Consider the following 15,878-nt stretch of genomic DNA (forward strand, 5'->3'; position numbering starts at 1 on the left):
CGGGTTTTTAACTTTACTTCAATGTATTACTATTTCCACCACTTAACAAACCCGATTTCAAATCATTCCCACTTGGATTTTGGAAAATGCGTAACCCAAACTCTGGAGCTACCGCAAATAGATGATCAAATATATCGGATTGAATTGTTTCATACTGAGCCCATACCGTTGTATTTGCAAATGCATAAATCTCTAATGGTAAACCATTTTCAGTTGGCTCCAATTGTCTTACCATCAATGTAGATTCTTTATTGATTCCCGGGTGGTTTTGTAGGTAATTTCCAATATAAGCACGAAATACTCCAATATTCGTCAATGCTCTACCATTCACAATATTACTCCGGTCAAATTTATTTTTCGAATTGAAATTTTCAATTTCTTTTTCCCGTTCAACGATGTATTCCTTCAAATAGTGAATACTTTTACATTTTTCAATCATCTCATCGGAGCAAAAAGAAATACTAGTCGTGTCAATTAAGAGAGACCTTTTTAAACGTCGTCCCCCTGAAGCCTGCATCCCACGCCAATTAATAAAAGAATCAGAAATAAGCGCATAACTTGGAATCATTGTAATCGTGCGGTCAAAGTTTTGGACTTTTACTGTATTTAAAGAAATATCTATGACATCCCCATTAGCACCAAATTTAGGCATTTCAATCCAATCACCTACACGAACCATATCATTACTACTCAATTGAACGCCTGCAACAAATCCTAAAATGGAATCTCTAAAAATTAACATTAAAACGGCAGATAATGCCCCAATCCCGCTCAAAATAATTACTGGACTTTCACCTAGTAGATTCGCAATAATTATGATCGATCCAATAATGAAAAGAACAATTTTAGCTACTTGAATATACCCTTTAATCGGTCTCACTTTTGAAATTTCAAAATTTAAGTAAATATCATTAAGGGCATCAAGCAAACTATTAATCACGCTAATTGCTACAATAATAATATACAATACAGCAAACTTTTCAATTATTTCAGTATATGCAGGAAAAGACCTCGCAAAATAATAAATAATAACAGCAGGAACTACGTGTGATAGTTTATGAAATACTTTTTTTTCTAATAGAATATTATCCCATTTATATTTGTTATTATTTACGATATGTGTGATGAACCTGATTACCACTTTCTTAGTTATGAAATTTGCGATAATACATAAGAGTATGATCGATAAAATCATAATACCTATAGCTAAATAGTCAGCCCAAAAGTCGTTAATTCCAATCCCAGTTTCAAGGAGGTAATCATGAATGTATTCCACTAAAATTCCTCCATTCTATGTATTATTTTCATTGCAGTATATTCTTAAAACAAAATCTATTATACTGACTTTCTTAAAATAAACAAAATAAAAAAACCATTTCCTATGTTACGTGTTACCAGCACCTAACGGAAACGGTCTTCTATTTCGAATCACTTGTATTCTGACTTTATTATATAATAGCTGTTTTTCTGAAACAACCGGTAAATTATAGAAAGCTAATTATCATCAAACAATGCGATTTTGTTTAACATTCAGCTTCCATCCGCCACCAAAAGTCACAATTGTACCATTCACACAACTTGCTTTCATCCGCTACTAATAATAGCGCCTCAACAACAATTTTTTATTGGCTAAAGAATTAACACTATATTCTTTTATATAGTAGAAAGTCTTTTCCAAGCAAAATACAAATCCTCAACAGTAGGATATCTCTCATTGCGATCTTTACTCACTACTTTCATTGCCACTTTGTGCAGACCATCCCCTGCTTCCCACTTTGTAATCGAACGATCAAGTTCCCCACCCAATAGTCCAAAGGCGATTGCTCCTATATTAAACACATTCGTTCTTTCATCAATATTAGCTCCTAATTCAAACTCCTCTGGGGACATAAATCTCTGAGAGCCCCACATTCTGCCCATTGTATTTACTAAGGGTTTCTTCCTATATAAATCTATATCGCAGATTTTTGTTTTACTGTTTTTAAAATCGTAAAGGATGCTTCCATCATAAAAATCGACAGCTACATACCCTTTCTGCTCTACATGAACATGGAATTCTAATAGACTCTGAAATGATCTTAACCGATCGGTTATGGGCAACTGTCTAAAGCGAAAATAGGGCGAATCTGGATGAGTATATTTATGTGGAGGAGGAAATGTCCAATGGGGATGAAGATTTTCCCCTTCAAACCATTCGAAAACTAACGCAAATCCCTCTCCAATTTCAAGAGAATCCAAAAGATTCACTAGATATGGATGTTGTAAATCATGATATACGTTAACTGAATCTTTTAATGTTTCAATCGCCTCGCTTGGTTCACCGGAAAAATTTATAGTCTTTGCACCAGCATACTTTACAAACTTTTTAACACCATCTTTTTCAACCCCAAAACTGATATTCCCAGAATCCTGCTCTGAAAATACCATAAATACACTCCCAAACTCTTGGAACCATTCAAAGTTATGTTTTTCTTTTAACTGAAAGGACATATTACCAACACTAACATCAATTAAATTATCCATAGATAATCCTCGCACATTATTATAGTAGGAAAATTTTGTTCTATAAAAAAATAGGAATAGTATTATACATTCTACAGCAATTAGCTCTTTTCCTTTTGCATTTCAATTTTCTTTATTTTAGACTTACGCCATCCACTCTTTTTTCCATTTAATTCATCAAGAAATTCCATTAAAAAGCTCTTAAATACAGAATTGGAAGCCTTTTCAAAATTCTAAGCACCTAATTCTGAACGCAACAAAAATTGCAAGTAATCACCTCAAAAACTTTAAATAAATTATGTCTTTTTTTTAAACTATAAGTGACTAATTTATGAATTAAACACTATAGTCACCGTGAAAACATTTTTTATCGGAAATTATTCTATTACAATGAATCTAATGATTGTAAAAGGATCATTAAAATCAGTTTTGTTACGTATAAGGGGAAAGGAGTATCCTAATGAAATTAAAATGGGCATTGTTAGTCTCACTAACAACACTTACTGCCATTCTTGCAGGCTGTGAACCCTTAATGGTTCTGGATCCAAAAGGACCAATGGCTGCCAGACAGGCAAGTGACATTATGTTATTGATTGTGTTAATGTCGTTTATCGTCATTGCCGTATTAGTAATTTTAGCTATTGTACTATTTAAATACCGCGCATCAAAAATGCCTGAAGATTACGAACCACCTCATATTGAGGGGAATATTTGGGTAGAAGTAATTTGTATAGGGGTACCTATTATTATTGTTGCCTTCTTATCTTTTGTTTCAATAAAAAGTAACTACATCGTTGAATCGGCTCCAACTGGATATGAAGAAGAACCTTTAGTAATTTATGCTTCCTCATCTGACTGGAAATGGCACTTCAGTTATCCTGAACAAGGTATTGAAACAGTGAACTATTTGTATATTCCAACAAATAGACCACTAGAGTTCAAACTTTACTCATATGGCCCGATTACAAGTTTCTGGATTCCACAACTTGGTGGACAAAAATATGCGATGGCTGACATGGTAACAACTTTACATTTAGCTGCTGATGAACCTGGTGAGATGATGGGTCGTAACGCAAACTTCAGTGGTAAAGGATTTACTGAAAATACATTTAATGTAACAGCTATGTCACAAAAAGATTTCGATGAATGGGTTGAAGATGTTTATAAAACAGCTGACCCAATTACAGAAGAAGAATTTAACAAATTATTAGAACCTGGTCATTTAGGTCAAATGACATTTACTGGTACACACTTAGATTTCAGTCCTGCTCCTGAACATAACCACGGTTCAGACGGTGACGAAACAGAAGCTGAACATGATGAACATTCATCACACGATGAAACAAATGAAGAATCAGACCACAGCGGTCATTAATCTACTATAGAAAAACTAGATTTTGAGAATACCCTTTTAATCTAGAAAGGAGAATAAGGATGGAATTCTTTGAAAGATTCGCCGTACCTCACCCAAGTCCGATGATTTATGCTTCCATGGTTGCGATTGGTTTAGTCGTAATTGGAATTGTCTTCGGGATCACATATTTTAAAAAATGGGGTTACTTATGGCGTGAATGGTTTACAACTGTCGACCATAAGAAAATCGGGATTATGTACTTAATCTCTGCCTTACTAATGCTTTTCCGTGGTGGAGCTGATGCAATTTTAATGCGTTTACAGCTTTCTTCACCAGATATGGAAATTTTAGACGCACAACATTATAATGAAATCTTTACTACTCACGGGGTTGTAATGATTATCTTTATGGCGATGCCATTTATCTTCGCCTTTATGAACTTAGTTGTACCACTTCAAATTGGGGCACGTGACGTAGCGTTCCCTCGTTTAAATGCACTTAGTTTCTGGTTATTCTTTGCTGGTGCTATGTTATTTAACATTTCATTCGTAGTTGGTGGTTCTCCTGATGCAGGCTGGACTTCATACTTCCCTCTTGCGGGTAATGATTTCAGTACATCAGTTGGTACTAACTACTACATGATAGCAATTCAGATCTCTGGGATTGGTTCATTAATGACAGGGATTAATATGATCACAACGATCTTAAAAATGCGTGCACCAGGCATGACTCTTATGAAAATGCCAATGTTTACTTGGTCTGCATTTATCGCAAACGTAATTATCGTGTTTGCATTCCCTGTATTAACAATTGCTTTACTTATGGGTACTACTGACCGCCTATTTGCAACTAACTTCTTTACAACTACTAATGGTGGTATGGATATGCTTTGGGCAAACTTCTTCTGGGTTTGGGGACATCCTGAAGTTTACATTTTAATCTTGCCTGCATTCGGTCTTTACAGTGAAATTATTTCAACGTTCTCAAGCCGTAACCTATACGGATATAAATCAATGGTAGGCTCAATGGTTCTCATTTCCCTACTATCATTCTTAGTTTGGACTCACCACTTCTTTACAATGGGTCAAGGTGCTTTAACGAACAGTATCTTCTCTGTTACAACAATGGCTATTGCTGTTCCAACCGGTGTTAAGATCTTTAACTGGTTATTCACAATGTATAAAGGAAAAATTCGATTTACTGTACCAATGCTTTACTCGATCGGATTCATTCCATTATTTACTGTTGGTGGAGTTACTGGGGTAATGCTTGCTATGTCAGCAGCGGACTACCAATTCCACAACACAATGTTCTTAGTAGCTCACTTCCATAACACGATTATTCCGGGTGTTGTATTTGCGATGTTAGCTGGTTTAACTTATTATTGGCCAAAATTCTTTGGCTTCATGCTAAATGAAAAAATCGGTAAATGGTCATTCTGGTTACTTTCTGTAGGTTTCGTACTTGCCTTCTTCCCAATGTATATCACTGGATTAGACGGTCAAGCACGTCGTATGTACACTTACTCTGAAGCTACAGGCTTTGGACCATTAAACTTGATGTCATTCTTCGGTGCTGCATTAATGGCGATTGCATTCGTAACAATCGTTTATAACATTCTTTACAGTATTAAAAATTCACCAAGAAACATTGGTAATGACCCATGGGATGCACGTTCTTTAGAATGGGCTACTCATACACCAGTACCAGAATATAACTTTGCTAGACTTCCACAAGTTGCTTCAAGTGAAGCATACTGGGATGCAAAGAAAAATGGTCACAAATTGTTTACAGGTGAACTTAAAGATATCCATATGCCAAATAATAGCGGCGTTCCATTCATCATGGGGATTATTTTCTTCGTCGCAGGGTTCTCATTCATATTCGCACTATGGGTACCTGCAGTAATTGCATTAATCGGTATTTTCGCATGTATGGCACTACGTTCATTCGAACTAGATCATGGACGTCATATACATGTTAAAGAAATAAAAGAGATAGAGTCACAATATGAGGGAGGTGCTAAGTAATGAAGCTAGATCACACTCAACCACTAGAGTATAGTACAGATCAAAATCAGTTAAATATTTTAGGCTTCTGGATTTTCCTTGGCGCTGAAATTATGTTGTTCGCTACCCTATTCACGTCATACTTCATTTTCGAAGGAAGAACTGGTAGCGGCCCTACACCAGCAGAAATTTTTGAAATTACTCCAGTACTAATTGAAACATTTGTTTTATTAACAAGTAGTTTTACAATTGGACTTGGTGTGCACGCGATGAGACTTGGACGCAAAAATGCGATGCTTACTTTCTTTGGAATTACCCTACTTCTTGGGTTAGTGTTCCTTGGAGTAGAAATCTATGAATTTATGCATTATTACCATGTTGGTGCAACGTATCAAACAAGTGGTTTCACTGCTGGTCTATTAACATTATTAGGTACACATGGTGCTCACGTTACTTTAGGTCTATTCTGGGGATTATTCATTATCCTTCAAGTGAAAAAACGTGGGTTAACACCTGAAAATGCAAATAAATCATTTATTTTCTCTCTTTACTGGCATTTCTTAGACGTAGTTTGGATCTTTATCTTCAGCTTCGTCTATCTGAAAGGAATGATGTAATATGAAAGAATTATTTCCTGCTAAACAGGTGATGGGCTTAGTCTTTTCATTGGTTTTAACATTAGTTGCATTGCTTGTTCATTTTACGGATATGTCCTTTGCAGTTGGCATGACAATCCTACTTGTAACAGCGTTTATCCAAGCGTTTTTACAGTTAGTTGTCTTTATGCATGCTGGGGAATCAAAAGATGGTAAAGCCATTTATACGAATGTATTTTACGGTTTTATTATCGCCTTAGTTACGATATTTGGTTCATTATTAATCCTTATTTGGGATATGTAAAACGAAAAGCTTGAGACTTTGTTCTCAAGCTTTTTTTGTGTAGTAAATAGTAACCTCGCTATTCAATATTTAGTTGTGCACTACTAACTTTACGATTATTAGTTTTTGATTTGTTTTCCAATATACTAAAGAACATACCAAGGATAAATATATACATACTGCTTTTAGCAATTTCAATTCCATACCAAATGGAAAGGCTTCCAAAAGCACTGATCCCAATTAACGCAATCCCTAGAACAAATAAGAAAATAGAAAAGTATTTAAACCCCTTTATCATTCTGATGCAACCCCTTTTCTTCATTGTTGTACAAACTATTTTTTCCGTTCACAGTTTAGACAACTTTTGTTAACAAAATTGTAACATATAGTCTCAAAAAAGAAAATACTTCTTTTTCACCACTTGACAAAGAGTGATTGAATGGTGAAAATTATTGTTTGATGCTAAAATAAAGTCATTATATTTAGATAGTTCTATATTCATTCAATGCATCATTTCGAGGAGGATCTTATAGTGGGTTTTAATTTGTCTGAAGTTACAATTGAACGTTGTGATAAAGAAACAGAAGATATTATTTCTAAAGAAGAAACATCTTTTCTTAACACATCATTAAAACATGTTAAACAGAATCAAAATGAGTTTATTTATATTGAGTCCCCTGCTTTTGATGAAATTAAAGTAGATGCGATTTCATTAGAATTGGACGATGTTTTTCAAACATATACAGCATTATTTGGACTAGCAATGCAAAAGAAGTATACAGCCGCGATTAAAAACTATTTAAATGATAATTTAAAAGGCGAAAATAAATATTTTAGTGCAAGTTTTTCTGGGGACGAAGGAATGTGGGATTTAAATATTCCTCTAGATTATATTCAAGGTTTTTCAGAAGATATGACGATTGGAGAAGCTCTTTCGTTAACTTATCAATTGATCGAAACATTAGTGAACGAAATTAAGCAATAATATATGAAAAATGCCTTTTTAGTTTTAAGCAAATGTTTGCAAAAATTTAAAAAGGCATTTTCCTTTTATATAAAAACCGCATTTTTTTACTGTGTAGTAGTAAGCATCATTGATCTCGCAATATTATACAAATCTTCGCCATTTAATCGAATGTCTGATCCCAATATGATAGATAGCTCATAACTTCCTGATTTATCTTCGCGAATCTCACCTACACCATTAAATACAATTACCTTCTTAATAGAAAGCAAATCTTTAATTGCCCAAAATTTTTCTAAATAACTTTTATTAAGTGGTTCTTTCTTAAATCGTTCTTCAAAGACAATCTTTATTTCTTCATCTTGATAGCCTACTATAATTTCAGCAACTGAATCTATAAGTTCAATATCTTTCACAAAACCTTTAATTAGTCGTACTTCCCCAATGTCAGTTGGAATAATCGCATCAACAAATTTTGATAATAGCTTCTTACCTTTAAAATGTGTATCCCCTTCATCAACTTCTCCACCAAATAATCTCATTTGAACTGTTTGCTCTGTAAGTTGCCCATCCTTTTTTGGACTTTTCTTTCTTATTTCATTTTTATTTTCCTGAACTGCTATAGGTATTTCATTTTCCGAAAGAATCATTGACTTATAAGCTCTCACTAATGCATCTTGCTTTCGACGATTACTAATATTTACTGTAACGGCTTTCCCCAATTTTATGAGGGTTCTTGTTTCAACTCGATCTAACTGATACATACAATCAGACGAATGATTACTATACCTCCAAGTTTTATAATGTGCCTTGGGGCCGCTACTAAATGAAACTTTTGCTATGCAGTGATCAGTTGGGCAATATAATTTTCCTTTATAAATTGCATCATACTTTTTCTTTGTCATTTCTTTAAGAGTTATGATCTTGATGTCATCATCCGTTATATATCTAGCTGTTGGAATTCGCATAAATATACCTCCATTGACACAAAGTTTTTTATTTCAAAACTATTAACTCCTTGATGATGCTATATTCTACCTAATTATAGAATGTAAAACGATTAAATGAAAGAATATTCAAATAATTAATAGAGAAAAGACCAGTCAGCTTTCTTCTGACTGGTCTAAATTTATATATAATATAATTTTCACGTTATTTGATTTCTTTTTTCTTCACAGAAATCCACACTTCACTATAAACATTTTCCGATGCACCATTGTGCTTTGTAAAAGAAATCCCAGGTAAATCTGTAATTTCATAATCTGCTGAAGGTAACCATTCAGAATAGATTTTTGCAGTCGTTTCTTGAAGCATTGCAGGAAATGGTCCTTCATTCGGAAAAATTGCCCAAAAACTTTCTTCTATAGTAATTTGCTCTAAATCTTCAAAGGGATTATCTTTTGTCGTTGCAAACCCAATCATATGTGTTAAATTGCCCTTTTCTTCTAAATAGCTATCATCAAAATCATAGGAAACATTCAATACATAATGGGGATATAAATCTGCAAGTTTATGCATTTCATCTCTTTGTTGCTTTGTAATAGACTGGGCTAATTCTAAGATTGAGTTATTTACTCCCTCGAATTGTATTGGTACTCTTTTTGCTACCCCTACTATATTAAACTTCTCTTTCTTCTCAATTTTGAATTCCATGGAGTTCCCACCTCTAATATCAATAATAAATGTAAATTTGGGAAAAGACTTTTGAATTTTGTTTTTGGCAACTTCAGATGGTAAAAAACCACACCATTCACGAAAGGCTCTGGAAAATCCTTCGATTGACTGATATCCATATTTAAAGGCAATGTCAGTTACTTTTGCACCGTTGATTAATTCCACGTTCGCTAATGACAATCTCCTATTTTTAATATATTCATTTAATGACATGCCAGATAAATACGAGAACATTCTTTTAAAATGATAATCAGACATTCCTACAATCCTTGAAATATCTGTTCCGGTGATACCTTCCGTTAAATGGCATTCAATATAATCCATCAATTGATTGAATTGTTGTAACATCCGTTCCCCTCCTTTACATCTATATAGTAAAAGTAAAATAATTTTTTCACTTGATATTTTTTATACGAAATCAATCGGAATTAATAAGAAATTGAATGTATTAGAAAATTATTCTTTACTAAATAGCTTTAATAGATTTCCAATAGTTCTATTGTAAATAAAAGAGCCCTACTAAAATTAGTAAGACTCTTCTAATGAGCACAATACGTTCTATTACTATTATTTGCAAACAATTACTTGTCGTTCAAACTGTTGCTTTTTTGCAATACCACGATCTACTATTGTGAAACCTGCTCTTTCTAGCAAATGGTCGATCGTGTCGACAGTGATAAACACGACCCGATCTGCAATACGTCTAGCTTGGTAAATGATATCATATTCTTCTTCAGGCGAAACATGTGAGTAAATATTATAAGGCATATCAATAATTGCCACATCATAATGTTCCTGCACTTCAGAAATTGGGCCTTTTGTTATTTTGCCGTCAAGCTCGAAAAAGGTTAGATTCTCTCGTGCTCCGACACAAACAAGAGGACTTATATCTCTTCCTACAATATTCACACCCATCGAAAGTGCTTCTACAACAACTGTCCCAATACCACAGCAAGGGTCAATGACTTTTACATTTTCAATTGCTGGTACTGCAATATTTACAACTGATCTTGCCACTCTTGTGCTTAATGCAGTCGAATAACTTTTAGGTTTATGTTTGTGTTGACGCCACACTGACTCCGATTTTGTATGTTTCCCAAAATACCATCGATTTTCTAATAGAATTAGCCCGTAGACAACATCTGGGCGATCTAACTCAGGTTCTCCATCTATACATAAGCCGATTTCACGCTCAATTTTACGACGTTCTGGGTGATGAATTTTACCTGTACTTCCTAAATTCATCGTATTTAAGCAAACTACTTTATATGAATCTGCTGTAACTAGCAAATCTTTTACTAGCTCCTGCATATCTTCAATACTATTACTTTCATATAACACTTCAAGCCGATCTTGTATATACGGACTACGACTTGGATCCACCTCAAGGTTACTCTTCAAATAATTCATGTCAGTATCAAATTGAAATAAAGCTCTCATTTCAAGTCGACATAGATCGTATTCATCCTCATGGTGGGAATAAGTATAAATGTATGTTTTATTATGTTGCAATCTTAAGTACCATCCTCACTGAATAATTAGAAAAACACATTTCGACCCAAATTGGTCGAGATGATGTCTTTTCTTATGCGGATTTCCGCGAAAAAAAATAGACAGTCGGAAATTGACTGCCTTATTATTCATTTTTTTCTTCAAACTTTATGAATATAGTATTAGTATACACTTTTTACAAATGCATTTCTATTGAATCACCAATAATACAGATATTAACATCGTTTTAAAACAAAAAGCCGAGCCCAAAAACTCGGCTCAGCTCTATAATTTTACTTTTGGTAATAATCTAATATACTACTTAATTTTAAAAGTTGAGATAGGTCCCCTTTTGCTTTAATTTTCCCAAAGAAGAAAGCAGTTTGAGGGTTTAGTTCACCAGCTACTAGCTTTTCAAAGTTTTCACTTGTAATTTGTACAACACAAGCAGCCCTTTCAACTTCATCTACAACAACAGCCTTATCCTCAAGAAATTGAACGTTATATGTTTCTCCCACATCTGTAAACTCAAATTGAATGGTATTTTTATAACCTCTTAACCCACTACCATCCTGGTCAATCTTTTCGATCAAATTATTGATTGCAACGCCACTCACATTATATCCCCCTTTTGAATCCATCCATTAACTACATAATACCAATTCTCCCCTACTTTTCAACAATAATTTCTACTTTAAGTAAATTTCTTATCGAGCCTTATTTACAATAGTATTGATTCAATAATAATGATATTTTGAGAAAATAATAAAGGCGTTATAAATCAATTACGTTGAAATGCCTATAAGAACAATTTGCCTATCAATCTTGTAAGTGAAAACCGTAGTAAAATTTCTAAATTGTTTCTATGCTCTACTTATTATCTCTATTTTTTTTAATAAAACTATGTTAAACGTGCAGTTCAACGAAATACTCGAACATATTTATAGTACATAAGATAAATAAGAGGATGATATTATTATGATTTTTGAAAATAAATCTGGAAAACGGTGGGTTGTCGTTAAAAGTATTTTTTTGATATTTCTACTATTGGTTCTAACATTGTCTACATGTTACGTTCTAGACCACTATGGATATTATAAATTTCCAGTAATGGTAGAATGGATACATTTCTGTGGTTCGATCTTGCTGTATATATTTGTAGCTTATATATTAGTCACCATCATCATTGGGTTTATTCGCATGTTTATCATATTTTATTTTGTTGCAAGACAAGTGAGAAGGAAAAAAATTATCCATAAATATAAAAAAGCTAACAGAAAAATTCTACGCCCTTATCGGCCATTTGTTTCCGTCATTATCCCTGTATATAACGAAGAAGTGGTTATCAGAAGGACTATACATTCGATTTTAAAAAGCAATTACCCCCTTCTTGAAATATTAGTAGTCGATGACGGTTCGACAGATAGAACTGCTTCAATTATTCGAAAAGAGTTCGCAAAATATCATAGGGTTCATTTTATTCGCAAAAGAAATGGCGGAAAATCTTCTGCACTTAACTGTGGGATAGATTATGCTATTGGGGATATTATCGTAACTATTGATGCAGATACGATGTTTAAAAAATCAACGATATCCTATTTAGTAAGACAATTTTCTGACCCAAATGTAGCTGCTGTTTCTGGAAATTGTAAAGTTGGGAACATTAGAAATCAGGTTACACTCTGGCAACATATTGAGTATGTTACTGCAAACAATCTCGATAAAAGAGCCTTTGAAGAAATAAATGCCATTACTATTGTGCCAGGTTCAAACAGTGCATGGAGAAAATCTGTCATTCAAAGAGTGGGATATTTCGAAGATGATACGCTCGCTGAAGACACAGATTTAACGTTAAAAGTGATCAATTCAGGATACAAAATTATCTATGAACATCGCGCAATTTCCTATGAAGAAGTACCTGAAACGATAAAAGATTTTTTAAAACAACGATTCCGTTGGTCCTATGGAATATTACAAGCAATTTGGAAGCATCGAAAAACAATTCGAAAATCCAATAACAAAATGCTTAAGTACGTTGCAATTCCAAGCTTACTTTACAACTACTTACTATTTCTAACAATGCCAATAGTAGACATAATGTTCATTTGGGCATTAATCAATGGTTATGTTTCAATTTATATATTTGCATTAATATTCTATTTAACAGACTTCTTGAATTCCTATGTAGCATTTAAAGTCGGAAAGGAAAATAAGAAGCCACTTTATTGGATTGTTGTGCAAAGACTTGCATACCGAGTATTTTTCGCATATATAACTTGGAAAACATTTTACCGAGCAATCAAAGGACGAAAAGTTGGTTGGACAAATTTAAAAAGAACTGGGAACAATTCTTTCAAATCGTAAATTATACCAAATAATTGGAATTAATCCCAAACCAGCTTCCACTCTTTGAATACTATAGTTTGCAAAATAGTAAAAGAGAGGTTTGATGTTTATGAAGATTGCCATCCATCAACCAAATTATTTACCATGGATCGGATTCTTCGATAAATTAGATCAAGTTGATCGATTTGTCCTACTAGATAAAGCACAATTTTCCAAAGGTAATTTTATTAATCGAAATAAAATAAAGTCTCCACAAGGTTCACTATTTTTAACTGTACCAATAAAAAATAAACTAAAACCAATAAATGAACTTGTCATTGATCATCAAAAGAAATGGCAAGTTCAACATTGGAAATCCATAGAAGCAAACTACAAAAAAGCGCCATTTTGGTCACTTTATCATAAAGGTTTTGAACAAATTTATCTTCAAAAGTGGGACCTTTTAGCACCTTTTAATATTACACTAATCAAACATATTTGCTCGTTATTATCGATTTCGACTGATATTTTTGTAGAATCAGATTTCGGAATCGATTTTGGTTCAAATAATACTAGAAATGTTAATATCGTTTCCCATTTAGGTGGCACGATTTACGTATCAGGAACAGGAGCGAAAGCTTATAACCAACCTAATGAATATACAAATAACGGAATCGAATTAATTTATCAAGACTTCAAGCACCCTTTCTATTCACAGCGATATGGTGATTTTGAATCCAATCTATCAATTATCGATTTACTATTTAATTGTGGGCCAGAATCTATAAATATCATTCGCATGCAAAGAAACTAGGTAAAACGTCTCATAGACGAACGTATTAGTATTATCGAGGAGGTGAAATCTTGATCACATCAGGAAAAGAACGAATTTTGATCATAGCGCCGCATGCAGACGATGAGGTGCTAGGTTGTGGAGGGCTCATTGAAAAAGCATGTCGATTTAATAATGAAGTGAAAGTAATTGTCGTTGCAGTTGGAAATGTTACTCATCCACATAGTGGAGAACATGTGAAGGCAGATACAAGAATTCAAGAATTGAAAGATGCTCTTGGCATACTAGGATGTACTAATTTTGAAATAATGTACAAAAACAAAGATTCCCTTCTCGATACCATTCCGAGAAATGACATAATTTCAAGACTCGATACAATCATCGAAGATTTTCAACCTTCAATGGTTTTCATCCCTCTACCTAGCTACCATCAAGACCATATCGTATTATATGAGGCTTGCTTTGCAGCATTAAGACCGAAACCTTCACATTCGATTAAGCTCATTGCGGTTTATGAATACCCGTTAATCTCTTGGCAGTTTCAAAAGTTTTGGAACACAGGAGAATTGTATCTAGATATTTCTGAAACCATTGACAAAAAAATCGAAGCATTTCTAAAGCATAAATCCCAAAGACGCCCGACGAAACATCTAATTTCGCCGGAAAATGTGAAAAAATGGGCTGAAATGCGCGGATTAGAAATTGGCTTAGATTATGCAGAAAAATATTATATTTTACGTTCACACCTTTTATAATTTACCGAAATGGAGGCATGAGCATCATAGGAAAAGGATCAAACGAAAACTGGATATGTCGAGACCCCATCCCACATAATCGACCTACCTTGGGCAAATCAGAGGAAAAATTCGCCATTAATATTCTTCGTTCAGGTTGGCTCGCACAAGGAAGTGCTGTTGAAACCTTTGAACGTGAATTTTGTGAGTTTTTAGAAATTCCAGAAGATTGTGCAGTAGCCGTTTCTAGTGGCACAGCAGCATTATATCTTTCTTTGTTAGTTAATGGTGCAAAAAATCGAACTGTAGCTTATCCTGCCTATACTTGTTCAGCACTTCGTAATGCAGTCGGTTTAGTAGGTGGGAACCATGCTTTAGTAGATAGTCAGTCTCAATCTCCTAATATGAATATCGAACAAGTACCTAAACATGCATCAATTGCAATCATTCCACATATGTATGGAATTCCTCAAGAAATTCCATACAATCTGCAACAATTATTAACAATCGAAGACTGTGCACAATCTCTTGGTGCCAGAGTAAATGAAAAGTACACTGGACTTCAAGGTGATCTTGGTGTCTTTTCTTTTTTTGCCACTAAACTAATGACCAGTGGCGGCCAAGGTGGCATGATTATAGCAAAAGACCCAGCCATCATACAGGAAATAAAAGACTATCGTTTGTTTGATAAAAGAAGTGATGAGAAATTACGCTTTAACTTCCAAATGACAGACCTACAAGCAGCAATTGGTATTGCACAAATAAGACAATTCCCTTCCTTTATCAAACGTAGAGAAGAAATCTATCAACAATATAAAGAAGCAGGATTACCATTACTAGATGGTCCACCAAATATTACACCTGTTCGGTTTAGAGCAATTATACAAACAACAAAACAAAACGAACTTATTACCGCGCTACGACTAAACAATATTACCTCGGTAATCCCTCTGCAAGAATGGGAGCTTTTAGGGCCAAAAAATATGTATACAAATGCATATCATTGGACACAAAATCTTGTCTCCCTTCCAATCTATCCAACATTAAAAGATGTGGAAGTAAAATTAATTTTGGAAATCACAAAAAATATATTGTAATTTAAATGCATAGTTGGTAAAATTTCGGCATATAGTTGAATAGCTTACTAGAATTC

The 15,878-nt window shown here is 33.9% G+C and carries 16 protein-coding genes; 9 read left to right on the plus strand and 7 right to left on the minus strand.

Annotation, left to right across the window (positions count from 1 at the left end; translation table 11 throughout):
• Window positions 1-13: 13 nt before the first annotated feature.
• The gene (locus tag CD29_RS10790; protein ID WP_408056617.1) at window positions 14-1,267 is read right to left on the minus strand and encodes a mechanosensitive ion channel family protein; all 1,254 of its coding nucleotides are present in this window, start codon (window positions 1,265-1,267) and stop codon (window positions 14-16) included.
• Between the two features lie 386 nt (window positions 1,268-1,653).
• Window positions 1,654-2,523 carry a protein kinase domain-containing protein gene (locus CD29_RS10795; RefSeq protein WP_036186472.1) on the minus strand — a complete coding sequence of 290 codons (870 nt, stop codon included), beginning with the start codon at window positions 2,521-2,523 and terminating at the stop codon, window positions 1,654-1,656.
• A 439-nt stretch (window positions 2,524-2,962) separates the two neighbouring features.
• Between CD29_RS10795 and qoxA the strand changes: the two genes are divergently transcribed.
• From qoxA to qoxD, 4 genes are read left to right on the plus strand one after another with little or no spacing between them, the layout of a single operon-like run.
• The gene (qoxA, locus tag CD29_RS10800) at window positions 2,963-3,877 is read left to right on the plus strand and encodes a cytochrome aa3 quinol oxidase subunit II (protein WP_036186475.1); all 915 of its coding nucleotides are present in this window, start codon (window positions 2,963-2,965) and stop codon (window positions 3,875-3,877) included.
• Between the two features lie 59 nt (window positions 3,878-3,936).
• Window positions 3,937-5,886: a cytochrome aa3 quinol oxidase subunit I gene (qoxB, locus tag CD29_RS10805; RefSeq protein ID WP_036186478.1), complete on the plus strand. Its 1,950-nt coding sequence runs from the start codon at window positions 3,937-3,939 to the stop codon at window positions 5,884-5,886.
• Window positions 5,886-6,482, plus strand: coding sequence for a cytochrome aa3 quinol oxidase subunit III (qoxC, locus tag CD29_RS10810; protein WP_036186481.1), 597 nt, complete (start codon window positions 5,886-5,888; stop codon window positions 6,480-6,482). The genes qoxB and qoxC overlap by 1 nt, the downstream gene beginning before the upstream one ends.
• A 1-nt stretch (window position 6,483) precedes the next feature.
• Window positions 6,484-6,765 carry a cytochrome aa3 quinol oxidase subunit IV gene (gene qoxD / locus CD29_RS10815; protein ID WP_036186484.1) on the plus strand — a complete coding sequence of 94 codons (282 nt, stop codon included), beginning with the start codon at window positions 6,484-6,486 and terminating at the stop codon, window positions 6,763-6,765.
• A 58-nt stretch (window positions 6,766-6,823) separates the two neighbouring features.
• Here the strand turns inward: qoxD and CD29_RS10820 are convergent, their stop codons facing one another.
• Window positions 6,824-7,042 (minus strand): hypothetical protein, encoded by a 219-nt coding sequence (locus tag CD29_RS10820; RefSeq protein WP_036186486.1) that lies wholly within the window; start codon window positions 7,040-7,042, stop codon window positions 6,824-6,826.
• 234 nt (window positions 7,043-7,276) lie between these two features.
• Between CD29_RS10820 and CD29_RS10825 the strand changes: the two genes are divergently transcribed.
• Window positions 7,277-7,729, plus strand: coding sequence for a hypothetical protein (locus CD29_RS10825; RefSeq protein ID WP_052124118.1), 453 nt, complete (start codon window positions 7,277-7,279; stop codon window positions 7,727-7,729).
• A gap of 86 nt (window positions 7,730-7,815) precedes the next feature.
• Here CD29_RS10825 and CD29_RS10830 read toward each other — a convergent pair whose 3' ends face one another.
• The 4 genes from CD29_RS10830 to CD29_RS10845 all read right to left on the minus strand — a co-directional run bounded on the left by CD29_RS10830 (window position 7,816) and on the right by CD29_RS10845 (window position 11,490).
• The gene (locus CD29_RS10830; protein WP_036186489.1) at window positions 7,816-8,676 is read right to left on the minus strand and encodes a hypothetical protein; all 861 of its coding nucleotides are present in this window, start codon (window positions 8,674-8,676) and stop codon (window positions 7,816-7,818) included.
• Window positions 8,677-8,860: 184 nt separating this feature from the next.
• Window positions 8,861-9,730 carry an AraC family transcriptional regulator gene (locus tag CD29_RS10835; RefSeq protein WP_036186493.1) on the minus strand — a complete coding sequence of 290 codons (870 nt, stop codon included), beginning with the start codon at window positions 9,728-9,730 and terminating at the stop codon, window positions 8,861-8,863.
• Between the two features lie 219 nt (window positions 9,731-9,949).
• Window positions 9,950-10,822: a TRM11 family SAM-dependent methyltransferase gene (locus CD29_RS10840; RefSeq protein ID WP_081976228.1), complete on the minus strand. Its 873-nt coding sequence runs from the start codon at window positions 10,820-10,822 to the stop codon at window positions 9,950-9,952.
• A 344-nt stretch (window positions 10,823-11,166) separates the two neighbouring features.
• Window positions 11,167-11,490, minus strand: coding sequence for an SCP2 sterol-binding domain-containing protein (locus CD29_RS10845; protein WP_036186499.1), 324 nt, complete (start codon window positions 11,488-11,490; stop codon window positions 11,167-11,169).
• Window positions 11,491-11,851: 361 nt separating this feature from the next.
• On the opposite strand from CD29_RS10845, the gene CD29_RS10850 reads away from it, so the two are divergent.
• From CD29_RS10850 to CD29_RS10865, 4 genes are all read left to right on the plus strand, one after another.
• The gene (locus CD29_RS10850; RefSeq protein ID WP_052124119.1) at window positions 11,852-13,237 is read left to right on the plus strand and encodes a glycosyltransferase; all 1,386 of its coding nucleotides are present in this window, start codon (window positions 11,852-11,854) and stop codon (window positions 13,235-13,237) included.
• A 91-nt stretch (window positions 13,238-13,328) separates the two neighbouring features.
• Entirely contained in the window at window positions 13,329-14,012 is a 684-nt protein-coding gene (locus CD29_RS10855) for a WbqC family protein (protein WP_169716179.1), read from the plus strand.
• A gap of 50 nt (window positions 14,013-14,062) precedes the next feature.
• Window positions 14,063-14,746: a PIG-L deacetylase family protein gene (locus tag CD29_RS10860; RefSeq protein ID WP_036186504.1), complete on the plus strand. Its 684-nt coding sequence runs from the start codon at window positions 14,063-14,065 to the stop codon at window positions 14,744-14,746.
• 17 nt (window positions 14,747-14,763) lie between these two features.
• Complete coding sequence (locus tag CD29_RS10865; RefSeq protein ID WP_036186507.1) at window positions 14,764-15,822, plus strand: DegT/DnrJ/EryC1/StrS family aminotransferase; 1,059 nt, start codon at window positions 14,764-14,766, stop codon at window positions 15,820-15,822.
• The last annotated feature ends 56 nt before the right edge of the window (window positions 15,823-15,878 follow it).

Origin of the sequence: Ureibacillus manganicus DSM 26584, from assembly GCF_000772945.1 — a bacterium.
Lineage (GTDB): Bacteria > Bacillota > Bacilli > Bacillales_A > Planococcaceae > Ureibacillus > Ureibacillus manganicus.